The sequence below is a fragment of the Novosphingobium sp. PP1Y genome, assembly GCF_000253255.1.
Lineage (GTDB): Bacteria > Pseudomonadota > Alphaproteobacteria > Sphingomonadales > Sphingomonadaceae > Novosphingobium.
Genome location: NC_015580.1, coordinates 1110325 through 1133202, shown reverse-complemented (window position 1 = coordinate 1133202; position 22878 = coordinate 1110325). Strand labels below are relative to the sequence as shown.

General features: G+C 62.8%; 20 protein-coding genes. 9 read left to right on the top strand and 11 right to left on the bottom strand.

All coding sequences use genetic code 11. The annotated features are described in order from the left end of the window. Nucleotides 1-12: 12 nt before the first annotated feature. The 3 genes from PP1Y_RS11445 to PP1Y_RS11435 form a co-directional block, all read right to left on the bottom strand. On the bottom strand, nt 13-2331 hold the full coding sequence (locus PP1Y_RS11445) for a TonB-dependent receptor (protein WP_041558798.1): 2319 nt from the start codon (nt 2329-2331) through the stop codon (nt 13-15). A 77-nt stretch (nt 2332-2408) separates the two neighbouring features. Further along, nucleotides 2409-3770 carry a RidA family protein gene (locus tag PP1Y_RS11440; protein ID WP_013832377.1) on the bottom strand — a complete coding sequence of 454 codons (1362 nt, stop codon included), beginning with the start codon at nt 3768-3770 and terminating at the stop codon, nt 2409-2411. A gap of 51 nt (nt 3771-3821) precedes the next feature. Next, nucleotides 3822-4559, bottom strand: a complete 738-nt coding sequence (locus PP1Y_RS11435; protein WP_013832376.1) for an SDR family NAD(P)-dependent oxidoreductase — start codon at nt 4557-4559, stop codon at nt 3822-3824. A gap of 187 nt (nt 4560-4746) precedes the next feature. Between PP1Y_RS11435 and PP1Y_RS11430 the strand changes: the two genes are divergently transcribed. Continuing rightward, on the top strand, nt 4747-5913 hold the full coding sequence (locus PP1Y_RS11430; protein WP_013832375.1) for an MFS transporter: 1167 nt from the start codon (nt 4747-4749) through the stop codon (nt 5911-5913). Between the two features lie 107 nt (nt 5914-6020). On the opposite strand, the gene PP1Y_RS11425 is transcribed toward PP1Y_RS11430, so the two are convergent. The 6 genes from PP1Y_RS11425 to PP1Y_RS11400 all read right to left on the bottom strand — a co-directional run bounded on the left by PP1Y_RS11425 (nt 6021) and on the right by PP1Y_RS11400 (nt 10920). Continuing rightward, entirely contained in the window at nt 6021-6509 is a 489-nt protein-coding gene (locus PP1Y_RS11425) for a nuclear transport factor 2 family protein (protein WP_041558797.1), read from the bottom strand. Between the two features lie 5 nt (nt 6510-6514). After that, complete coding sequence (locus PP1Y_RS11420; protein ID WP_013832373.1) at nt 6515-7432, bottom strand: polysaccharide deacetylase family protein; 918 nt, start codon at nt 7430-7432, stop codon at nt 6515-6517. Next, nucleotides 7429-8361 carry a polysaccharide deacetylase family protein gene (locus PP1Y_RS11415; RefSeq protein WP_013832372.1) on the bottom strand — a complete coding sequence of 311 codons (933 nt, stop codon included), beginning with the start codon at nt 8359-8361 and terminating at the stop codon, nt 7429-7431. The genes PP1Y_RS11420 and PP1Y_RS11415 overlap by 4 nt, the downstream gene beginning before the upstream one ends. Then, nucleotides 8358-9056, bottom strand: coding sequence for an isochorismatase family protein (locus PP1Y_RS11410; protein ID WP_013832371.1), 699 nt, complete (start codon nt 9054-9056; stop codon nt 8358-8360). Before PP1Y_RS11410 ends, PP1Y_RS11415 begins: the two co-directional genes overlap by 4 nt. After that, nucleotides 9053-9994, bottom strand: a complete 942-nt coding sequence (locus PP1Y_RS11405) for a hydroxymethylglutaryl-CoA lyase (protein ID WP_232512631.1) — start codon at nt 9992-9994, stop codon at nt 9053-9055. Before PP1Y_RS11405 ends, PP1Y_RS11410 begins: the two co-directional genes overlap by 4 nt. 131 nt (nt 9995-10125) lie before the next feature. Next, nucleotides 10126-10920, bottom strand: coding sequence for a GntR family transcriptional regulator (locus PP1Y_RS11400; RefSeq protein ID WP_013832369.1), 795 nt, complete (start codon nt 10918-10920; stop codon nt 10126-10128). 211 nt (nt 10921-11131) lie between these two features. Here PP1Y_RS11400 and PP1Y_RS11395 point away from each other — a divergent pair, with 211 nt between their 5' ends. The 7 genes from PP1Y_RS11395 to PP1Y_RS11365 all read left to right on the top strand — a co-directional run bounded on the left by PP1Y_RS11395 (nt 11132) and on the right by PP1Y_RS11365 (nt 19846). After that, a complete protein-coding gene (locus PP1Y_RS11395) occupies nt 11132-12307 on the top strand; it encodes a CaiB/BaiF CoA-transferase family protein (RefSeq protein WP_013832368.1) in 1176 nt (391 codons plus the stop codon). Between the two features lie 3 nt (nt 12308-12310). Beyond that, nucleotides 12311-13729 carry a 3-isopropylmalate dehydratase large subunit gene (locus PP1Y_RS11390; protein ID WP_013832367.1) on the top strand — a complete coding sequence of 473 codons (1419 nt, stop codon included), beginning with the start codon at nt 12311-12313 and terminating at the stop codon, nt 13727-13729. Beyond that, entirely contained in the window at nt 13729-14343 is a 615-nt protein-coding gene (gene leuD / locus PP1Y_RS11385) for a 3-isopropylmalate dehydratase small subunit (RefSeq protein WP_013832366.1), read from the top strand. Before PP1Y_RS11390 ends, leuD begins: the two co-directional genes overlap by 1 nt. Continuing rightward, the gene (locus PP1Y_RS11380) at nt 14340-15713 is read left to right on the top strand and encodes an FAD-dependent oxidoreductase (protein ID WP_041558795.1); all 1374 of its coding nucleotides are present in this window, start codon (nt 14340-14342) and stop codon (nt 15711-15713) included. Before leuD ends, PP1Y_RS11380 begins: the two co-directional genes overlap by 4 nt. A gap of 125 nt (nt 15714-15838) precedes the next feature. Further along, entirely contained in the window at nt 15839-16714 is an 876-nt protein-coding gene (locus tag PP1Y_RS11375; RefSeq protein ID WP_013832364.1) for a helix-turn-helix domain-containing protein, read from the top strand. Between the two features lie 285 nt (nt 16715-16999). Continuing rightward, nucleotides 17000-18373, top strand: a complete 1374-nt coding sequence (locus PP1Y_RS24655; RefSeq protein WP_148274954.1) for a hypothetical protein — start codon at nt 17000-17002, stop codon at nt 18371-18373. Between the two features lie 243 nt (nt 18374-18616). Beyond that, nucleotides 18617-19846 carry a cell wall hydrolase gene (locus tag PP1Y_RS11365; protein ID WP_232512629.1) on the top strand — a complete coding sequence of 410 codons (1230 nt, stop codon included), beginning with the start codon at nt 18617-18619 and terminating at the stop codon, nt 19844-19846. A 165-nt stretch (nt 19847-20011) separates the two neighbouring features. Here the strand turns inward: PP1Y_RS11365 and PP1Y_RS11360 are convergent, their stop codons facing one another. Both PP1Y_RS11360 and PP1Y_RS11355 read right to left on the bottom strand, forming a co-directional pair. After that, nucleotides 20012-20677, bottom strand: coding sequence for a response regulator transcription factor (locus PP1Y_RS11360; protein WP_013832360.1), 666 nt, complete (start codon nt 20675-20677; stop codon nt 20012-20014). Nucleotides 20678-20976: 299 nt separating this feature from the next. After that, nucleotides 20977-21582, bottom strand: coding sequence for a polysaccharide biosynthesis/export family protein (locus tag PP1Y_RS11355; protein ID WP_013832359.1), 606 nt, complete (start codon nt 21580-21582; stop codon nt 20977-20979). Between the two features lie 303 nt (nt 21583-21885). Between PP1Y_RS11355 and PP1Y_RS11350 the strand changes: the two genes are divergently transcribed. Then, a complete protein-coding gene (locus PP1Y_RS11350; protein WP_013832358.1) occupies nt 21886-22677 on the top strand; it encodes a sugar transferase in 792 nt (263 codons plus the stop codon). Nucleotides 22678-22878 lie beyond the last annotated feature (201 nt).

Below are 22878 nucleotides of genomic sequence, written 5' to 3'. Positions count from 1 at the left end.
TTCCCGGCCCGCTCAGAAGCGTACCGAAAGGTCCGCACCGATGGTCCGGCGCTGGCCGGGATAGATGCGGGTGTAGCTCACACCCGAAGTCGGGCCGCCGTCGGCTGTCGAGGATACGACGGTCGTGCGGGCGATATACTTGTCCTGCAGCAGGTTCTTCGCCCAGATTGCGAGCTCATAGTTGCCGAACTTGAGGCCGGCGCGAGCGTTGAGCAACGAGATCGATCCCTGATTCTGCATGTTGAGGCTGGTCGAGTACTTACCTGCCTGCCAGCTGTAATCCGCCCGGACATAGCCGTCGAGGCCATCGACGATATCGGGGATGGTCCAGGCCCCGCCCAGCGCGAACTGCTTGTCCGAGGTGCGCGCGATCTGGTTGCCGCCGACCGACGAGGTGCACATGCTTTCGTCGACCGTCGAGTTCGCCAGTTCGCCGCAGATGAACGAGACTTCGCCGTCGATCACGCCATTCTTGTACTTCGGATCGAGCAGTGCGCCGCTGGCGGTGAGCTGGATGTTGCGGGTCAAATTGTAGGCGATCTGCCCCTCGATGCCCTTGACCTCGGCATTGCCGTTGTTGCCGACCACCGAGAGGGTCGAGAACGGCAACTGCTTCTGGGCATTGATGTCCTTCCAGTCGACGTAGAAGACGTCGGCATTGATGGTCAGCGCGCCGCCCAGCCAGCTGGTCTTCACGCCGGCCTCGTAGGTCCAGTTGGTTTCCGCGCCGTAGGTGAAGTATTCGGTGGCGGCCGCGTTGGCATTGAAGCCGCCGGTCTTCACGCCGCGGGCCGCCGTCGCATAGACAAGCAGGTCGGTGCTCGGCTTCCAGTTAACCGAGAGGCGCGGGGTCAGGTACTTGAAGGTCTGGTGCCCTTCGACGCCGAGCGCCGAGCCGGTTCCGCTGAAGTCCTGATCGTCGATGGTATAGCGCAGTTCGCCCTGGATGTTGAACTGGGGCGTGATCTCGAAACCGAGCATGCCATAGATGGCATGACCCTTGGTCTTGAGAATGCCGCCACGGCTCGAATAGACCGGCGGGAAGCTCGTGCCGGGCTCTGTACCGAGCGTCTGGAAGTTGAGCGTCAGGATGTCGGAGACCAGCGAGTCGTAGTAATTGACGCCGACCATCCACGATAGCGGCGCGCCAGGCTTCGATGCAAAACGCAGGTCGTAGTTCCAGTCGGTGGACTTATCCGTCGCCGCATTGGTGAAGAGCTGGCGCGACAAGCCGCCGAACAACGGCGAATTGATCGCATCTGGATTGCCGGTCGTGTCGATCAGAAGCGCGAACTTGGCAGTGGTGTAGCTCACCAGCGCAGTCGCATCGAGCACCTCGCCCGAATAGGACAGCTTGCCATAGTAAACTTCGTTCGAACCGGTCAGGCCGAATGCGGTCTTGTCGTCGAGATTGAACTCGGTCGGATAGGGCACTTTACCGCAGAAGAACGTGTAAAAGGGTTGTCCATTGACCGTTGTGGTCGAACCGCAGTTGTTCAGCGTGGTCGGCAGCGCATAAAGCGAAGGCTGGTCGTTCTTGGTTTCCGAACGCACGCCGAACAGGTCGAGCGTGAGATTGTCGGTAATCTCGGCCTTCACGGCGGCGCCTGCGCTCCAGCGGTCCTTCCAGCCGTCCAGGTATTCCCCGTCGAGGTCGTTCTTGATCGTTCCGTCGAACTCGGAGAAGCCGCCGAACACGCGCACGGCTACGCCGCTGGCGATCGGCAGGTTGATCGCGCCCTTGGCTTCGTGGCGATCGAAATTGCCCAGGGTGAAGGTGGCGTGACCCGAGAACTTCGTCGGGTCGGGCTGCTCGGTCACGTAGTTGATCGCACCGGCGAAGGTATTGCGACCGTAGAGCGCGCTCTGCGGGCCCTTGACTACTTCGATCCGGGCAAGGTCGTACTGGTCGAAGGCCAGCGCCGAACGGTTGTTGAGATAGACGCCATCGATGAAGATGCCGACATTGCCCTGCGGTCCGGTCTGGTCGATCTGCGCAACGCCGCGCAGTACCGGCGCGGCATAGGCGCCGTTGACGTCCTGGAAGGCCAGGCCCGGGGTCGAGGCGGCAAGATCGGCGAGCGAGGAGATGCCCTTCTCCGTCAGATCCTTGCCCGAATAGGCCGAAATCGCGAGCGGCACGTCCTGCAGCTTTTCCGAGCGCTTCCGGGTGGTGACAACGATGACGTTGCTCTCACCGGCTGAATCGGCCTCCGGACCGGTGGCCGAATCCTGCGCCATGGCGGGCGCGGAAATGGCAGCCAGCGCCATGGCTCCGGAAAGCAGGGCGATGCGCAAGTGGGTCGTACGCGATGCAAAATTCTCGTTCATTCGATCCCTCATTCGTTTCTTGTTGATGCCTTGCCCCGCGAAGCGCGCCTCCCGCGCACCGAGGCGATTACTCGTCGTCAGTCAGGTACAAATGCGATGAGATCGAGCAGGGCATTAGCGCCCGGCACGACCAGTGGTCCCCCGATCTTCATGGTGGTGCTTGCAGGCTTCACGCCCGGGAACCACGACGCCCATTCCTCGATGGAATCGGCGAAGTGGGTGCCTTCGTCGTGGAAACAGGCCCGGCGTACGATGTTCTCGACGCGGGTGCCGCCGGCCTCGCAGATGGCCGCTACATTGCCCAGCATGTAGCGCATCTGGTTCTTGCCCGGCAGACCGTACCACGGGAAGTTCTCATGCCGCAGCATGCCTTCGGCAAGCACACCGCGCGAATCGCAGGCCATCTGCTGCGACAGGAACAGGAAGTTGCCGACCTTGACCGCCTGCGGCTCATGGCTGAACGGCTCGGGTGCATCCGAAGTCTCGACCCGCTCGATCCTGAGTGCGGCATCGTCGGCCAACAGAGTCAGCGCTATCTCGACACGGCTGCCCCGCGTGCCCAGGCCCATGTAGGGGATGACGCAGCGCGCCGGCGGGTTGTCCTTGAACCAGCGCTTCCAGGCCCGGTCCAGGCCCGCATAGTCGGAAGGATCGCCGATATAGACATCCGCCTTGACCGCATTCTTCAGCGAACCGCCCGCGGCCTCGGCAATCTTCTCCAGTTTCGACAAGGTGTAGTCGGTCTGCACCTCGATGTCCGAACCGTACCAGACGTGCGGATTGGTGCGCGCCTCGCGGGCCAGTGCACCGGCTTCGCCCATGCTGCGATATTCACCGTAGTCGCCTTGCCAGTCGGTCGGCACTTCACCGGCCAGGAATATCCAGTCGCCGCGGCGCAGCGCCGGAGAGTAGCCGGCAAGCGGGGCAGGTACGCCTTCGGGCGCGGCGAAGCCTTGCGGTTCGCTGCCGTCGACGATGGCAATGACGTCGATCTCTATGCGGGCATCGCGCACCGGCAGCGCGCGGATGCTGACCGCGGTCGATGCCGGGCGCGGATCGCGGATAAACTCGTTGCGCACATCGAGGTACGGCGTGATGCGCAGTCCTTCGGGATAGCAGTCACCCGAAGCGAAGGCTTCCATTGACGGCGTTTCCCAGGGGAGCCATTGCCAGATCCGGGCAACGTCCTTCGCGAGATCGGCGCCGCCCGCGGCGAGCGTGCGCTTCAGCGTTTCCATGACGAAGCGCGACTGCAGCGCCTGCTCGTCGACCAGATTGCCGTTCGCGGGGATCGCTTCAGGCGCAATCCCGGTTTTGAAATCGCTGGCCAGCTGGCCGGAAACAAAGATCCAGTCGGCGGCTTTTACCGCTGGCGAATAGGGCATCAGCGGCTGGGGAATGTCCGGCCAGATCGCCTGCGGCGCCTTGGGGTCAGTCACGTACCTTGGCTCCTTGGAAACGTAGTGAAGAGAAATCGAATGCGAATTTGTTCAAACCAGACCGCCATCGACCACCAGCGTGCGCCCGGTGACCCAGCCGGCATCGCCGGAAAGCAACATCGCCACGGCGCCGGCGATATCCTCGGGCTCGGCAACGCGCGAAAGCGGCGTCTGACCGGCAATGCCGTCCATCGTGTCGTCGTCGATCCATGCGGTCATCGCCGTGCGGGTTGCGCCTGGGGCGACGGCGTTCACGCGGATCTTGCGGCCGCCCAGTTCCCGGGCGAAGCCTTGCGTCAGACTGGCCACCGCGGCCTTGGTCGCGCAGTAGAGCGTCAAGCCCGGAAGCGGCGCGACGGCGAGATTCGATCCCAGGTTCACGATTGCGGCCCCCTCTCCCATGTGCGGCAGGCAGGCCTGCGTCATCAGCACGACGCTGGCGACGTTGACCGACAATTCGCGGTTCACCGCAGCGGCCGACATTTCGCCTACAGCCATGGCCTTGCAGACACCGGCATTGTTTACCAACGCATCGACCGAGCCGAACCGCTCGACCACCGCGCCGACCATGGCCTCCACCTGCGCGGCATCGGTAACGTCTGCGCTCACCGCCATGGCCTCGCCGCCTGCACCGACAATGTCATCGACGACGGCCTGGGCCGCTGCAGGATTGCTGTTGCCATGAACGACCACCCGGTGGCCCCTCGCCGCCAGCAGACGGGCAACGGCAGCACCGATTCCACCCGAACCACCGGTGACGATAGTTGCTCCCTTGCGCGCTTCAGGCATCAGCAAATGGCCTCGCTCAATTGATCTTTTGATATAGCTATAATACAAAATGAATAGCGTCCAGAACGTGTGTTCGCGTTGCGTGCAGGCAGACGCTGAAAACTCCCCGAGCAAAGGCATCAAGTTGTTGGAAAACAGTCATATTAACCTGGATAAAGGCAATTCCACCACTATCCGCAGTGCGGATATGGGGGCGCTCAGGACCTTCGTTTTCACTGTCGCCTGCGGTCTGCTGGCTGCGAACCTGTACTACGCGCAGCCCCTCATCAGTGCGATCGGCAGCTCCCTTCACGTGGCCGAGACGACTCTTGGCCTGATCGTGACCCTCACCCAGATCGGCTACTGCCTCGGCCTGCTTTTCGTGGTCCCGCTCGCGGATCGGATGGAGAACCGGAAGCTCGTCTGCATCCTGGTCGGGATTGCCGCGCTGGCCATGGCAAGCGCCGGGCTCGCCACGAGCGCGACGGTCTTCTTTGCATCGGTTGCGATTGCGGGGCTATCGTCTGTCGGCGCACAAGTGCTGGTGCCGCTCGCCGCCCACCTGTCGCCACCAAGCCAGCAGGGCCGGGTAATCGGGACGATCATGGCAGGCCTGCTGACCGGTGTCATGCTTGCCCGGCCGGTTTCCAGTGCCCTTGCCGGGATCGGTGACTGGCGCCTCGCGTTCCTGCTCCCCGCAGGTCTGCTCGGCATCCTGGCTGTCACGCTATGGATGATCGTACCCGACTATCGGGGCAGTCGGAATCTCGGCTACGGCGCGATGTTGCGCTCGATGTTCGGACTGCTCGCGCAGGAGCCCGTTCTGCGACGCCGCGCCTTCTACCAGGCTTGCCTGTTCTGCGCTTTCAACCTGTTCTGGACAGGGGTGCCGCTGCTGCTGAACCGGCGCTTCGGTTTCGGGCATGAGGAAATCGCCCTATTTGCCCTCGCCGGCGCCGGCGGAGCCCTCGCCGCCCCCCTCGCAGGCCGCATGGCCGATCGCGGCCTGACCCGGATCGGGTCGGGACTGGCCATGCTGACCCTTGCCGTCAGTTTCGCACTGATGATCCCGGCGACATTTGCCGGCATGGTGATCGTGCTGGCCCTGCTCGCCATTGCCCTCGACGCCGGGACCCAGGCTAACCAGGTGCTCAGCCAGAACGTGGTTTACAGCCTGCGTCCCGAGGCCCGCGGCCGGATCAATGCCATTTACATGGCCATCATGTTCGTGGGCGGCGCAGTCGGTTCGGCGCTCGCCCCGCTGCTCTACATCAAGGGTGGCTGGAATGCCTGCGCCCTGGCGGGCACGATCCTCGCACTTGTGGCGCTCGGCACTTTCGCCACGGAAAGGCGCCCGGCACGCGGCGTTCAATGACATCAAGGGCCGCCCGTGCATCTGCTCGTGCGGCCCCAGCGATAGGTATGGATCGCGGGCCCGTCAGTGAGGGTCGGGAAAGAGGCCCGCGTACCTATGGAATGCGATCAACGCTCGGGGCGGGCCCTTGCCATGCCGCCCAGCACCTTCCAGGTCCCGTCCTGCACGATCCAGGTATGCGTCACCTCGTAGTGCTGGTCGACAGGTGTACCGTCGGCAAGCATGGTCCGATGCGTCTTGTAGTAGACGACGGCGGTATCGCCGTTGAGCGCCATGTCGAGAAAGGTCATCTCGAGCCGCTCCTTGGTCTTACCGGCCATCGACGCACCGGTTGCGCGCAGCCCTTCATTGCCCTTGGGCACCTCGTTGAACGGCGGCCAGGCGATGTAATCCGTGGCGGTACTGGCAAGATACAGGGACAGGTCGCCGCGACTGCGGCCCTCGTATATCGCCAGTTCCTTCGGCCAGATCTCGTCCTTCACCGCAGTCCAGCGCCCGGTGTGCGCCTGCCGGACGACCGGGGGCACGGCACCCTCTTCCCGGGCCATGGCACAGCCGCCGCCTGTCAGCGCTACACAGGCCATGGCAATCTTCATGATTTTCACGCAGCGTTCTCCGGAAGCGAGGCAGCCAGTTCACTGGCTGTAACAAATCGGGTCTCGGCTTGCGCGGCGAGCCATTCCAGCAGGCCTTCGAAAGCACCCATCCGGAACGGCAGGCCCATGACGTAAGGCGTGAGGTGGAGCGGCAGCACACGCGGCCCGCTCTCCGCCGCCAGCCAGCCGAAGGCGTCCTGCATCTGCTGGACGTAGCTTTCAGCCGAATGCTGCTGGACGACGATGATCTGGCGGTCCGACAATTCGTGATTGTAGGGAACGCTGACCAGTGACCCGGCCTCGGTCGTCTGCAAGTAGGGCAAATCGTCGTTCACCCAGTCGAGGCAATAGCCGAAGCCTTCCTCGACAAGCAGGCGCGGCGTGTTCCAGCTTTGCTGGCGCGCGATCGACAGCCACCCCTTCGGGGCCTCACCGATCGCGCCGCCAAGCGTGTCGCGCGCCTTGACGATCATCGCGCGTTCGTCCGCTTCGGGCACGGTGCTGTCGATGGTTGCATCCATGCCCGTAGCGTGCGCAACGATTTCGTGCCCGGCCGCGACTACGTCGGCGATGATCGAGGGATAGCGTTCGGCAATCGCGGCATTGACAGCGATCGTCGCCTTCACGCCGACTTTCGCAAATGCATCGAGCAGTCGGTAGAAGCCGACCCGCGTCCCGTATTCGCGCGCAGTGTAATGGCGATAGTCGGGATAGGCGGTCTGCATGTGCCCGGGCGCGGCGAACGGCGCCTTGCCCGGCACGATCGGAAACCATTCCAGGCTGACGAGCGGCGCCACCGCCATCTTCGCTCCACCGGGCAAGCGCAGCGGCTCGCGCTCATGCATGTTCGACCAGGCATAGAGATGGTGATCCATACCGCGGCGGCGCATCGGGTATTCGAGATAGGCCGGATCAAGTGTCATGCCCGGTCCTCCCCGCCCCTGACGGCATAGCGCGCCGCGTCTGTTTCAGCGGCCTCGTAGGCGCCGCTGGCAAGGAAATGGTCGGCAATATCGCCGCTGCGGGTAATCCAGGCCCGGCCGTCGGCGGCAATGTGCCTCAGGACTTCCGCAAATGGCCCGATGCGGTGCGGCTGGCCGATCAGATAGGCGTGAAGCGGAATGCACATCACCGTCCCCCCTTCGTCCGCCAGCCTGTCGTACTGGCGGATCAAGGTTTGCGCATATTCGCGCGGGCTCATGTTGTAGACGAAGAAGCCGTAGTGATCGTTGACCTCCAGGCTGTAGGGCATCGAGATCAACTTGCCGCTTTTCACATGAACCGGATTGGGCCTATCGTCGTGATAGAGGTCGCAGGTATAGGTCAGCCCATATTCGGCTATCAGGTCGAGCGTGCGCGGCGTGTGCGTCAGTGCCGGCGCCAGCCAGCCCTTTATCGTCTGCCCCGTCGCCTCGCGGACGGTACGGATCGAATCCTCGATGATCGAACGTTCCTGCGCCTCATCCATGCCGTAGGAATACCGTGTGTTGTAAATGCCGTGGCTGAAGAACTCCCAACCGCGTGCATCCGCGTCCGCGACGATCTCTGGCATATGCTGGCACATCGAGACCGAAAGGCTTACCGAACCCGGGAAGCCATGCCTCGTCATGACGTCGGCCATGCGCCAATGGGCAACGCGATTGCCGTAGTCGCGGTGGCCATAACCTACGACGTCCGGGTGCACGCGCGGCCAGGATTTGCGGTGCGGATTGGCCGGTGGGTCGATTTCGTAGAACTCGAGGTTTGGAGAAACCCAGACGGCTACTTGCTTGCCGCCGGGCCATTCGAGCGGCGGCCGGTCGCGCCAGGGACGAAAGTCGTAAAGCCCGGGATCGCGCTCGCCTTCCCTCATGCCGCGCCTCCCTGCCGCGCCTCCAGCCAATCGACCACTTCCTGCACAGGCACGACATCGGCGTACTTAAGCTGCAGGTCGGTAAGATTGGCGAAGTGGTAGGATTCGTGCTTGTCGGCGCAGGTCTCGATCGGGACAATTGTCCGATAACCCCGGCTCAGGCTATCCACCGCGGTGGCGCGAATGCAGCCCGAAGTGGAGCCCCCGGTTACGACCACGGTATCGACCTTGTGCCAGACGAGAAGGCTCTGCAGCGGCGTCTCGAAAAAGGCGCTGGGCATGCGCTTGGTGTAGATGGCATCGACCGAAGCATCGATTTCACAGCGATCGTCGAAAGCATGTCGGCGGCTTTCGTACTTGATGTTCTGCAGCGAGTCCGGCGTATCGGTCCGCGTCCCCCAAACTCCTGCATCCGCGGCGCTGTCCATGTAGGCGACATGGGTCCAGATCACCGGCATGCCGGCATTGCGCGCAAGCGCGGAGATCGTGTTCACGTATTCGATCTGCCGTGGATCGGTCTCGTAGGCCGTCTTGAATTCATCGATGCGCGTATAGGCGTTCTGGAAATCGACATTGACGATGGCCAGCTTCTCGCCGAACCCGAACCTCGCCCGAGCCGGATTGGCCATTACGTCCTCGAAGATCTGGCGTGCAGTGCGATCGTCGCGCACCATCCGGGTGCCGGGAATGGTCATGCGAAAGTCCTCAGCTTTTCGGTTGATTGGCCTGGAGCCGACCAGCCCTTGGGAATACCGGCATCGGCGATGAAACCGTATAGCGGCTCGCCAGGCAGCGCGGCCGCGACGACCCGGCGCGATTCCATCAGTCGGTCAAGGTCGATCCCGGTGCGGCACCCTTGCGATTCCAGCATGAATACAAGGTCCTCGGTAACGATGTTCCCGCTGGCACCGGGTGCAAAGGGGCAGCCGCCCAACCCGCCGATCGAGGAGTCGAACGTGCCGATGCCGACTTCAAGACCGGCCAGGACATTGGCAAGACCCAGGCCGCGCGTGTTGTGCAGGTGCAGCCCGGTCACGGCCGCGTCGCCCACCTCGCCGCGAACCAAGCGCACGACGCGCTGCACCTCGTGGGGCGTGGCATAGCCGGTGGTATCCGACAGGCCGACCTCGTCACAGCCGGCCTCCATCAATGCCGCGGCGAGCCGCAGGATCGTCGCATCCGAAATCGCTCCTTCCAACGTGCACCCGAAGACGGTCGACAGGCTGCCCTCGAAGTGTGGCCGCCGCTCTTTGGGAAGTTGAGCGAGCATCGCGCAGATTTGGCGCACTTCGCCCAGCACCTGTTCGTGGGTCTTGCGCAAGTTGGCGAGACTGTGCGTCTCGGACACCGAAAGCGGCAAGGTCAGTTTTTGGACGCCGGCAGAAATGGCATCGGCGGCACCGCGACGGTTTGGCACCAGGGCTGCAACCGTCACCCCTTCATGCCTGCGCGCATGAGCGACGATTTCGGGCGTATCGGCAAGCTGCGGGATCAACTTTGCCGGAACGAAACTGCCGACCTCGATCTCCTTGACCCCGGCGGCGACGAGTTCGTCGATCCAGACTTTCTTGGCTTCGGTAGGCATGACCCGCTTGACGTTCTGCAGACCGTCGCGGGGCCCCACTTCACTCACCAGAATGTCCATGACTATCGTGACCTCGTCCGAACCAGCTTAATAATTGTTCTATTCCTATATCAATTGAACCCGGATGCAAGGGCCTGCCGTCAGGCGAATGCTCGCCTGCCGATCAGACCGGCATCGAATCAGCCGTAAGTCGGCGAAAACTGTCCCTGCTCATGCATGTCGAGCGTGATGCGATAGCGGTCGGCGCGGTAATAGGCATTAGTCACCAGCACCGTCCGCCCTTTGTCGTCTTCGACCAGACGCTCGACGTGCAGGATCGCCGCCCGCGGTTCGGATTGCAGTTTCTCGGCAAGGTCGGGGTCTGCAACCATCGCCTCGATCGTCTGGACAGCACCGCCGATCCTGACCCCGGCATCGCGCAGCAGCGACAGTATCGGCAGTGCAGTGAGCCGCTCGGGCGTGACCGACACTCCCAGCCCCGAACGCATGTGGCTCACGATCAGACCCAGCGGGCCCGACTTGCCCGAACGCAGCCGCACTGCGCGGATCGCCGGTTCGCCTTCGGCGATGCCCAGCTTTTGGGCGGTCGCCGCAGAGGCCGGCTCGGTCGTCACTTCGATCACCTTCACCGCCGTATTCTGACCGAAGGCGATCAGCGATTCCACCGCCTGGTCGATATTGGCCTCGATCGGCTTCGACGGCCTGCGGAAAATCACATGGGTACCCAGCCTGCGACGCCTTTCGACGAACCCGCCCATCGCCAGTTCGTCCAGCGCCCGTCGCGCCGTGATGCGCGAGACGTTGTAGTTGTCGGCCAGTTCCATTTCCGTAGGCACTGAAGATCCGAAAGGCCTGTCGCCGCGCGTGATCTCGTCGCGCAAGGTGAGATAGATCTGGTGGTACAGCGGAATGGCCGCCCCGCGCGCGAGGTTGGAATTACCTGCGCGGCTTCCATTCGTAGCCGACCTGTTCATCACTACCATATCCGCTCCAAAACTTCGTGAGCCACCCTAGACCGCCCAGTACTGCTTCGCCAACACCCCCGGCACATTGATCGCCACGCGAACATTTGCATCATCCATGTGACGTGCAGCCGATCAGCCGATTGCATTGCCTCCAACATTTGTACTATTTATATATCAATTTGAAGCTGAAGATTGCAATAGAGCGCAGGGGAAAGACACTTTGGACATAGCGCGCGAACCGGATTCGAGCGGTCCGGCACCGCTTTCGGGAATTACCGTCATTGAATTCACGCACATGGTCATGGGGCCTTCGATCGGCGTGATCCTTGCCGATCTCGGTGCCGACGTGATCAAGGTCGAACCGCCCGAAGGCGATCGCACGCGCAATCTGCTGGGTTCGGGCGCCGGCTACTTCCCGATGTTCAACCGCAACAAGCGCAGCATCTGCCTCGACCTCAAGGCTCCGGAAGACCTCGCCCAGGCGGAGCGGCTTTGCGAGAAGGCCGACATCCTCATCGAGAACTTCCGCCCCGGCACGCTTGCCCGTCTCGGCCTCGGCTACGAAAAGCTGAGCGAGGCCAACCCGCGCCTGATCTATTGCTCCGCCAAAGGCTTCCTCAAGGGGCCTTATGAAAACCGTACGGCTCTGGACGAAGTCACCCAGATGATGGGCGGCCTCGCCTACATGACCGGGCCTCCGGGGCGCCCACTTCGCGCAGGTTCCTCGGTCATCGACATCACCGGCGGCATGTTCGGCGTGATTGGCATTCTTGCCGCGCTCGAACAACGCCACCGCACCGGTCGCGGCTCACAGATCAAGTGCAGTCTCTACGAGACCACGGCTTTCCTCGTCGGCCAGCACATCGCGCAAAAGGCCGTGACCGGGGCGGCCGCGCAGCCGATGCCCGTGCGCATTTCGGCCTGGGCGATCTACGACGTGTTCGAAACCGCCAATGAAGGCGAGCAGCTCTTCGTTGGCGTCGTCAGCGACGGCCAGTGGAAGACGTTCTGCGAAGCCTTCGGACTGAGCGATTTCGCAGCCCGCACCGAATGGGAAACCAATAACGAACGGGTGAAGGCGCGCGATGAGATCATTCCGCAGGTTTCCGCGCTGTTTCGTTCGATGCCGCGCCAAGAACTTGTGTCCCGCCTTGAAGCATGCGGCCTGCCCTTCGCCCCGATCGTTCGGCCCGACGAGCTCGTCGACGATGCGCATCTCAACGCAGCCAACGGCATGCTCGACGTGACGCTGTCCGACGGCACCGTGGCACGCCTGCCGGCACTGCCGCTGGAGATCGACGGCGCGCGGCCCGGCCTGTTTCGCGACCTGCCGCTTCCCGACGAGCACGGCGAAGCCCTGCGCGCTCAGTTTGCGGAAAAGCCGAAGGGGGGCTAAACGATGCCACGCACCCTGTTCGAGAAACTCTGGGACATCCACCAGGTCAGCGATCTCGGCGGCGGCACCGGCCTTGTCCAGATCGACCGGATCCTGCTGCACGAACGCACCGGCGGGATCGCGCTCAAGACGCTGGAGGAGAGCGGCCGCAAGGTGCGCGATCCTTCGCGGGTGTTCGTGACAATGGACCACGTCGTAGACACCCTCCCCGGTCGTGGTGACCGCACGATCATGCCCACCGGCACGCAATTCATCCTCGCCACCCGCGAAGCGGCTCAGCGCGCCGGGGCGACGCTGTTCGACATCGGAGATCCGCGTCAGGGCATTGTCCATGTCATCTCGCCGGAGAACGCCATCGTCCTGCCCGGACTGACACTCGTGTGCCCCGACAGCCATACCTGCACGCAAGGCGCGCTGGGGGCGCTGGCATGGGGTATCGGCTCCAGCGAAGCCGAACATGCCCTTGCAACAGGAACCCTGCGCGTCGGCAAGCCGGCGCAGATGCGCGTGACGATCGAAGGCACGCTTCCCGCTGGCGTCACCGCCAAGGACCTTGCGCTTCACGTCGTGGCCCGGCTCGGCTCTGGCGGCGGACGCGGCCATGCCATCGAATATGCCGGATCGACGATTGCCGCGCTCCCGGTCGAAGCGCGCATGACCTTGTGCAACATGGCCACCGAACTTGCCGCCTTTACCGCCGTCATCGCCCCCGATGCGACGACGGTCGACTGGCTGGAAGGCCGCGCCTACGCCCCAAAGGGTGAAGACTGGGACGCTGCCGTCGCGGCCTGGGCCGATCTCAGGAGCGACGCGGATGCCCGCTTCGATCGCGAGGTCTCGATCAATGCGGCAGATGTCTCGCCGATGGTCAGCTGGGGCACGAGCCCACAGCAATCGATCGCGGTCGACGCGATGGTTCCTGCCTTTGGCGCCCCTGATCCCGATACCGCCGCAACGACGGCAGATGCCCAGGCCCGCGCGATCGAATACATGGGTCTGGTCGAAGGCGCGCCCCTGCTGGGCCTGCCGATCGATGCCGCCTTCATCGGCTCGTGTACCAATGCCCGGATGTCCGACCTGCGCAGCGCCGCGCGCTTGCTCAAAGGGCGTACGGTCGCCCCGGGCATCCGCGCCATCTGCGTGCCGGGCTCGAGCAGGGTCAAGGCACAGGCAGAAGCCGAGGGGCTCGACAGGATCTTCCTTTCCGCCGGGTTCGAGTGGCGTGAGGCCGGCTGCTCCATGTGCTTCTTCGCCGGCGGCGAGAGCTTTGGAGAAGAAGAGCGCGTGATCAGCACGACCAACCGCAACTTCGAGAGCCGACAGGGGCCGCGCACACGCACCCACATCGCCTCACCAGCAACGGTCGCGGCTTCTGCCATTGCCGGCAGGATCGCCGATCCGCGGACGCTGGAGGCGCACTGATGGAAAAGTTCCTGACCTTGCGTTCCACCGCAGCTCCGCTGATCCGCGACAACGTCGATACCGACGCGATCATCCCCTCGCGCGAGATGAAGTCGGTAAGCAAGAGCGGGCTTTGCGATGGTCTCTTCGCAGGCTGGCGCTACAGCGATGTCGATGCACGTATTCCCAATCCCGCCTTCGTCCTGAACCAGCCGGAATACGCGGACGCCCGGATCCTGCTGGGCGGCGCCAACTTCGGTAGCGGCTCGAGCCGAGAGCACGCCGTATGGGCGCTGGCCGAATATGGATTTCGCGCCGTCATCGCCAAGGGGTTCAGTCCGATCTTCAGGGGCAACTGCATTCGCAACGGGATGCTGCCCATCGTGCTCGATCCCGAGCCGTTCGACCGGCAGGGGCTCGTGCTGGAAATCGACTTGCCCGAACAGGAAATACGCGCCGGCGCAAAGACCTGGCGCTTCGACATTGACGAGGAAGCGAAACTCATGCTGACCGAAGGGCTCGACCCGATTGCGCTGACCCTGATCAATAGCGCCGACATAGAAGCGCACGAGACCGCCGACCGCACAACGCGGCCCTGGGCCTGGTCGGTACTCCCAAAGGGAGACGAGGCATGAGCGAGACGATGCATGTCCCCGTCGTCGTGATCGGGGCCGGCGCCACCGGGCTTTGCGCAGCGCTCGCCGCGACCGATGCCGGCGTCGAGGTCCTCGTGATCGAGCGTGACGATACACCGCTGGGCTCGACGGCGATGTCGACCGGCCTTATTCCTGCCGCTGGAACACCCGAGCAAGCCGAGCAGGGCATCGTCGATTCCCCGGAAATCTTCGCGCAGGACATCGCAAGGAAAACCAAGGGTACAGCCGATCCGGACATGGCGCTGAATCTCTCGCGCGAGTCCGCGGAGACCGTCGGCTGGCTGCGTAAGAAGCACGGTATTCCGCTCGACCTGCTGGACGGCTTCACCTACCCGGGCCACAGCGCCCGGCGCATGTACGGCACCCCCAAGCGTTCTGGCGGAGAGCTCATGGGCTGCCTCCAGGGCGCCGCCGAAGACGCCGGCGTCATGCTGCTGACCAGCGCGACCGTCACCGAGCTCGTCGCCGAGAACGGCCGCGTCACGCTTGTCCGCTTCCAGCGCCCCAACGGCGCCCTTGAGGAAGTGTCCTGCGATGCCCTGATTCTCGCCTGCTCGGGCTTCGCCGGCAATGCCGAACTCGTCGCACGGCACATCCCCGAGATGGCCGAGGCGACTTTTCATGGGCATCCCGGCAACAAGGGCGATGCCTTGCGCTGGGGCGAGCAGCTGGGGGCAGCCATGGCCGACCTCACCGCCTATCAGGGGCATGGGGGACTTGCCGCCGGACACGGAATCCCGATCCTGTGGCCGCTGATCATGCAGGGCGGCTTTCAGGTCAATCTGCAAGGCGAGCGGTTCAGCAACGAGGCCGCCGGCTATTCCGAGCAGGCGGCCAAGGTAAATGCCCAGCCAGGCCATGTCGCCTGGTCCATATTCGATGCCCGCCTGCACGAACTGATGTGCGATTTCGAAGACTATCGCGATGCTCTCTCGGCCAATGCGGTGGTCAAGGCAGGCACGCTCGAAGAGCTTGCCAAGGCGACGAAATTACCCGCCGATGTGCTGGCACGGACCACGGAAGACGTAGCTGCAATGACCCGCGGGGAAGCGCCCGATCCTTTCGGACGCGATTTTACCGGCAAGCCGCAACTGGCCGCTCCCTGGTACGCCGCCAAGGTGACCGGGGCACTGTTCCACACGCAAGGCGGCCTTGTGGTCGACGATCATGCCCGCGTGCTGCGCGCCGACGGCAGCCCGCTGCCCAACCTCTATGCCGGCGGAGGAGCTGCGCGGGGAATCTCCGGCGACGGAGCAGACGGCTATCTTGCCGGAAACGGCCTGCTTACGGCTACAACCCTCGGGAAACTGGCAGGAAGGGCTGCTGCAGCGCAAGTCGAGGTGAAATAGGGACGAAGCCGCGACCGGCGCCTGTCGCCAGTCCGGTCAAAGAATTTGCCATATATGTATTACATTTGTAGCATTGGTGATCTCCACTCCCCGCTCCCAACCGCAAGCAAATGGACATTCAGCGCATGGCTTCATCCGCGATTATCCCGCTCAATCGCAGATCGTACGAAATTCCAGAGACAGCCAACGATGCCGAAGACGGCGCGGCAGGCGGCCGCGGCATTCCCATTCGAGCCATAAGCCGCGCGATCAGCGTGCTGCAGGCCATCAACCGCGCCGGTTCGCTGAACATGATGGAAATTTCGCAGGCCTCGCAGGTTCCCTATCCCACGGCCTGCCGGATCGTGCAGACGCTGCTGCACGAAGGCCTGATCGAGCGCGAGGAACGTCGCAAGCGCTATCGCCCGACCGCGCTTGTCCAGACGCTCTCGCACGGTTTTCAGGGCCACGGCGATCTGGTGCGGGCCGTTCACCCGCACATCGCCCAGCTCACCCGCGAGATCGGCTGGCCCATTTCGCTCTCAACCCATGTCGGCAGCACCATGGTCCTGCGCGATTCCACCCATTCGCTGACTTCGCTGACTTTCAACGAATACCATCCCGGCTACACGATGCCGATTCTCGACTGCGCGGCAGGCCTCGTCCATCTGGCTTTCTGCTCGGCAGACGAACGCGAAACCATACTGGAGAACCTCGAACGCTTCGGCGACGAGGAAACGCGCAACCTGCTTCTACTCCTGCGCGAAGGTGGATTGATCGATTCGGTGCGCAGCAGCGGGTATGCGGCTCGCGGCTACAATCGCTTCACTCTCAACCCGGGCAAGACCTCATCGATCGCCGTGCCGCTTCTCGTCGACAAGGACATCAGGGGCTGCCTGACGGTCGCTTTCTTCGCCACGACGATCGACATGCGGGACGCCGTGCGAGAGTTGCTGCCCAAACTGCGCGCATGCGCCCAGACTATCGGCAATGAACTGGCCAAGGAGGCCCGCGAGGACTGAACACAACGCCAAGACCCGAATATCCGGTCTCCACTGCGCCCCTTGCCCGCGGCAAAGCCTAGACGCCTTGAGATACTTGACCCTGGACGGCGCAATTACTGGCCCTTTGGGGTAAGTCCGAGGGCTTACTTGTGTGCCTGTGTTCACAATGAGACGATAGGCGCATCGGGGGAATACGAATCCTACCAGTGCGACAGTCTCCCGGCGCCGAGGGTCATTTGCATGGTCTATCCTTCTGAACTGTCAGACTGGCGAGCGGACGGACCGCTCGGCAAGGAGGCAATTATGGATGACCGCGACGAGGGTGCCGGGGAACGGTTCAACAAGGTAGCCGCGTTGGCCTATGCCCGTTGGGAGGCCCTTCGCGAAGATGACCAGTTGCCCTCGATCGCCCACAGCGCGATCGAGGAAACCCGCCTGTTCACGCCAAACTGCGTACAGGTGGCATGGGATCCGGAAATCACCTTGCCGACGATTTCCTATCTCGGCGAAGATCTTGCGCCGCAATTGGCGGAGATCTCCGGCGATCCTTGGCCGAACCTCCCGATCGAGAACCCGATAGTCCTGCTTTTGCATCGTATTTCGCAGCAGGCAGTCGAAGAAGCCGATGCGACGGAGTTCAAGGAATGCGTCACGGACTGCAATGGCATGGTCAGGGAATGCCGGGGACTGGCCCTACCCTTTCTCGGGCGCGAGCGGGGGACATTTCTGGTCGACGTCATGTTTAATCTCGACCAGCCCATACAGCCGCTCGAACAGGCCGAGGAGCTTGGCGAACTTCTGCTCGAACAGGAGTTCAATCCACAAGAGATGCCGCGGCTGGCAACAGCGCCGCAGCAACCGCCGGTGCTTTTCGTCTGCGTGTCCGGGGATCGCGACCGCGTTGCCGCACCGCTGCCGCAGCGCCCCCACGATGCGACCATGAAGCCGTATCTCCTGCCGATCAGTGCCGAGATACCGGCCGAGGACGAGGTAAAGGCGAGCAAGCTCGAGGAGGATGAGCCGCTCCTCCTGACCGAGACGTTCGAGGCGCCATCGGCGGACGAAAACCTGCTGATCAACTACGACGAGTTCCTGATGTCGCTGGAAGAGGCGCGCCATCAGGTCGAAGCGGCCAGTTCAAGCGAGGAACGATCGCATGTCGCCCTCTATAAGGCGATCGGCGCGGCCTATGACTTTTCACTCTATGCTCTCGACGCACCCGACCGGCTGGAACGCATGGTTCTGGAAGCGGGTCTGACGATGCAGGCGCGTGCGCCGATGACACCGATCGTAAAACTGGTCTTCGGCAGCCATTACGATCGCTCGCGGCTTGCCGAATATGCAACTGCGCTGGCCCATGGCCGGCGCAAGGGCGTGGCGGCCGGTGGCTTCGTCGCCTATCTGCTCACCTACGATGGCGGACTCAAGGGCATCGTCAAGACCGAGCGCGCACGCAAGCGCAAGGTCGGGGCGCCGCGCCAGTCGAGGATGGAAAGGATCGAGAGCAAGCTGCGGGAGCTTCCCGCAGTACCCGCCCAGGCGATTACACCTAAAGGCGAAGAGTTCGCCCTCGTCATCGCCCGTCGCATGCCCGACGGCACCATCGCGCTGCTCGGCGAAGTGCCGAACGACGAAAAGCTGCTCTGCACGGCCGCGCAAAAGCTTCTGAAGTCATAGGTTTTCATTCGGGCTGACCGCATTGGCTTAACATCGCTGACCGGCCATACCCATTTCGCGTGCGACCTACCGAATCCAGCCATGGCCGGTTGTGCGAGCCCAGCCGGCAACGCGGAATAAAGGGGCATTCCCAAGGAACTATCCCCAGTCCTGCGGTACTTATCGCCCTCTACTTCGAACGCTCCGTCGCCTACTCCAAAAGCTCGCTGGCAAGCCAATCCGATCAACAGCATCCTGCCTCCCGTGAAGTTTCCCGCCCCCCCAGGTTTCGCCCGTTCGCGCATGGCGGCAACGCCGGCCAAACACGTGAAGCAGATGCTCCTCGACCGTGAGACGAAGTACGCGGTCGCGGGGGTCGTTCCCGTCTTCGTGATGGTGATGATGCTGGCCCACAGCGCCAGCCCGGCACCCACGCGCCACGAGGCGATACCGCGCCTCGGCGATACAGTTCCCCCGGCATCGGTCAGATCCGCGAAATTGGTCCAGGCCGCACTGCCGGCTTCACACTGGGTCGGCTCGCCGCAACAACCGGCCATGCTGACTGTGACCTATGCCAAGCCTCGCAGTGCAGCGCCGTTTTTCTACAAGGGGACGACCAGCGACCGCGAACGTGCCGTCAATTGCCTGGCCGCCGCTGCGTGGTACGAAGCCGGAAACGATCCGGAAGGACAGAGGTCGGTTATGCAGGTCGTCCTCAACCGCGTCCGCCACCCCACCTTTCCCAGTTCCGTGTGCGGCGTCGTGTTTGAAGGCAGCGAGCGCACGACCGGATGCCAGTTCACCTTCACTTGCGACGGATCGATGCAGCGCCGTTTCCCCTCGCCGCGGCAGTGGACGCTGGCGCAGGCCCTGGCGGAGAAGGCGCTGACCGGCTCGGTCGACGATACCGTCGGACAGGCCACGCATTACCATGCAGACTATGTCTCGCCCTGGTGGAGCGGCGCGCTGCAGCAGGTCAGCCAGATCGGTGTCCATATCTTCTACCGCTGGCCAGGCGGCCGCGGCCATCTCGCCAGGAACCGGAATTCGGGAGGCGAAGCGAATGAGGCCGAATTGGCACAGGGCCGGCCGCGGCCGGAAACGCAGGGCGAGGCCGCCGCGCTCATCCCTCCGCAAGCGGCCGCACTCGATGCAGCTGCGGTCTCGCCGGTCATCCCGGTCGGCGTCAGCCAAGCCCATTTGATCGGGCTCGACCCGACCTCGCCGAGTGGACCTTGGGCCGTCACTGCCCTGACCCAGTGCCTGAAAAAGCCGGCCTGCATGGTCATGGGGTACGGGCAAGGCTCTGAGCTGAGCCGCAACACGAACCTCATACCGGCGCAGATGGAGCGCCCGCTGTTCCTGTTCGTGCGCGATCGCGCCTCGGGAATGGAAGTCATTCTATGGGATTGCGATCGGACCGCCCGGCCCAGGGAGGATCAGTGCCTACCCAGGGATCGCAAGGCGCTAGACCAGCTCATGCGCAATCGCTGACCGCAAGCACTGACTGAACGGCACTCGAAAAATCGACATGTCCTGCAGTCCGGCGCGGCATTTCACGAACGAGGACCGGCCCTTAACAGGAATAGGCGGGCCGGGGATGGCCCGCCTGTTCAAGATCCGGTGACGAGTCGCCCAGGACGCCCCCGACACCTGTCCTCAGGCATGCAGTTCCATGTCGGACAGCCCGCGTGAGCTGGCCCAGATCGCAGCCTGAGTCCGGTTATGGACATTGAGCTTGCGAAGGATGGCCTTCACATGAACCTTGACCGTCGCTTCGCAAACCATGAGTTCGCGAGCGATAACCTTGTTCGAATAGCCTGCCATCAGGCAGCACAGAACATCAAGTTCGCGCGGTGAAAGGCGGGCTCGGTTGACTTCCTCGTCCGGCTTTTCCGCGGTACGCAGTACCGGCGTGAATGTCTGCTGCTCGAACACATCGACAAGATCGGGCGGCAGTACGCGTTCACCCATGGCGGCGAGCCGCAAGGATGTCGTCAGCGGCAATGCCTTCATCGAACGCACAATATACCCCTGTGCGCCGGACTGGAAGCATTCCAGCATCGTGTTGAAGTCGAATCGCTCCGACAGGATAACAACGGGAACGGTATCGAACCGCGCCTTCACCTTTTGCACCGCATCAGACTGGTCATCCGCGGCAATTCCATCGAGAACGAAGAAGAACTCGGCTCCGAAATCCTGCTTTTCGAGGTCCTTTATGGCCCCATAGGATCCGATAATGTTGAAGCCCTCTGACTTCAGGATATTACCCAGACCTTCCCTGGTTATTTCGCATTCGCTTACTAGACAGACGTCGCTGTACATGTGCAGTCCCCCCGATTGACCCCGCAGGGTAGTGCGACGGTCCAGCAGCATGCCGGACCGATCGGAAGCGCGACTCCATTTTTCTTATGCTGAGACGATGCGGCAACCTGATATGGGAATCAACTATCAGCTAACATGCTTAGTCGTATTATGGGACAAGCATGCCAGATACCTCCAGTAAAGGTACGCTTTTACATGGAGTTAAGGCCGATATAACTCTTTCTGGGTATATCCGAACGAAGAGTGCCGGAGTCCAGCTTTGGATCAGTTTGCAGCCCTCGGTTAACGGGTATTTGTGATCAGAAGAAAGATTCCTGGATGATGATGGTGTCTCCCGGTGCGATCTTCAGGGGCGTTCCGTCCAGTTTGATTCGCGTCGCGACTTGCGCGCTCTGGCGCTGAAGCTTGATCACGCGCTTGTTTGCCCGGGCCGTGAAGCCTCCCGCCTTCGCCACGGCCTGGTTGAGCGTAAGCTCGCCGCTATAGGGATATTCGCCCGGCTTGGTCACTTCCCCGAGGATGTAGAAGGGACGGTGCTCGGTCACCTCGACGGCCACCTTCGGCACGAGAACATAGCCCCCTTTCTGCAAGCGGGTGGAAATCGCCTTGGCCAGTTCACTGGTGGTCAGCCCGTTCACATCGACCGGATCGATCAGCGGAAAGGCCACGGCGCCATCGTCACCCACTTCGTAGTCGCCGGTGAGGGTCGGTTCGTCGAACACGGTTATGCGCAGCTTGTCTCCGGTCGAAACCTGGTAACCGGAAACGAGCCCGGCGTTGGCCTCCTGTGCCGACCTGAGCGGCAGGCCTGCCTGAGCTGGCGCTGTTGCGAGCAGGGTGCCCAGAACGATTCCCGAAAGAAGCAGGTGGGACCTTTTGCAAAGTCTGCGATCCTGGGGACGCATCAACGATCTCCTCAATCCCGAAATGCAACAAACGGGGACGCGGACTCACTTATCGAGCCTCGCGTATGGCTATCGTAACCGCCAATTAAACAGCCTGAAACGACCATTTAGAGCGAATGGGAACACCACTCGGACGACCGGTTTAGCCTCATTGGGTAGAAAGGCGCTACACCGGATGCCCGGTTGTGCGGCACCCCAATCTGGGAAATCGTCAGGGTGCGGTCTGCGATCATTTTTGAACGCAGGCGGGTGGCAGGAATGACTGGTCGAATAGATCGAGAGATGCACACAACAAGCACAGACATGTCACGCAAAGGGAGCGAGGGGGATGAAGCATATGGCTCCTGCATTGCCGTGTCATCGTCCAGCGCCGCCGAGGCGGCGCTGATCTCGAAACCTCGATTCGAAGCGGTGCGCAGCGCCGCCGGGACCGCAGACACTGCGGTCCGGTCGAGGTTGGTCACCGCACAGAGCGGAGATCCTCCCCGCTTCGGGCTGTGCCGGATACGTGACATCGTCTGCGCCCTCGCCCTCATCATCGCGCTCTTGCCTGTATTCGTCGTATTGATCGCCGTCATCCTCATAAATGACCCGGGTCCGCCGATATTCGCGCATCAGCGGGTGGGCAAGAACGGCCGTGCCTTCAAATGCTTCAAGCTGCGTTCCATGTACTGCGACGCGCAGGAGCGCCTCGTCGTCCTGCTGGCCAACAACCCGCAGATGCGGCGCGAATGGGAAGCCATGCACAAGCTGGCCGAAGATCCGCGCGTGACACCGCTCGGCGACTTCCTGCGCCGGACCAGCCTGGATGAACTGCCGCAGTTGTTCAATGTGCTGATGGGATCGATGACGCTCGTCGGCCCGCGGCCCATCGTCTATGACGAACTGCGGCACTACGGGCGCCATGCCTCGTGCTACCTGACCTCGAAGCCGGGCCTCACGGGCCTGTGGCAGGTGACCGGACGCAGCGAGGTTTCTTATCGTCGGCGGGTCGCAACCGACCGTCTCTATGCGCGGCGCAAGTCTTTCAAGCTCGACCTGCGCATTCTGCTCGCGACGGTTCCGGCCGTGCTGGCTCGGAAGGGCGCTTGTTGATGGGGGAACGAAATCAGGTGAGCAGGCAGAAGACCAGAGCCCACAGAACAACCGCCGCGGGCAATGCAATCGCAAGGCCCCGCGCGAAACTGCGCCGTGGGCCACGCGAAGGCGCTTGCGCGGCGGATCGCTTCTCCGTGGTCGGTTCGGTCATGGCAATTACGCTATCCATCACAAGTCGCGCTCTACTCCTTTTGGGCA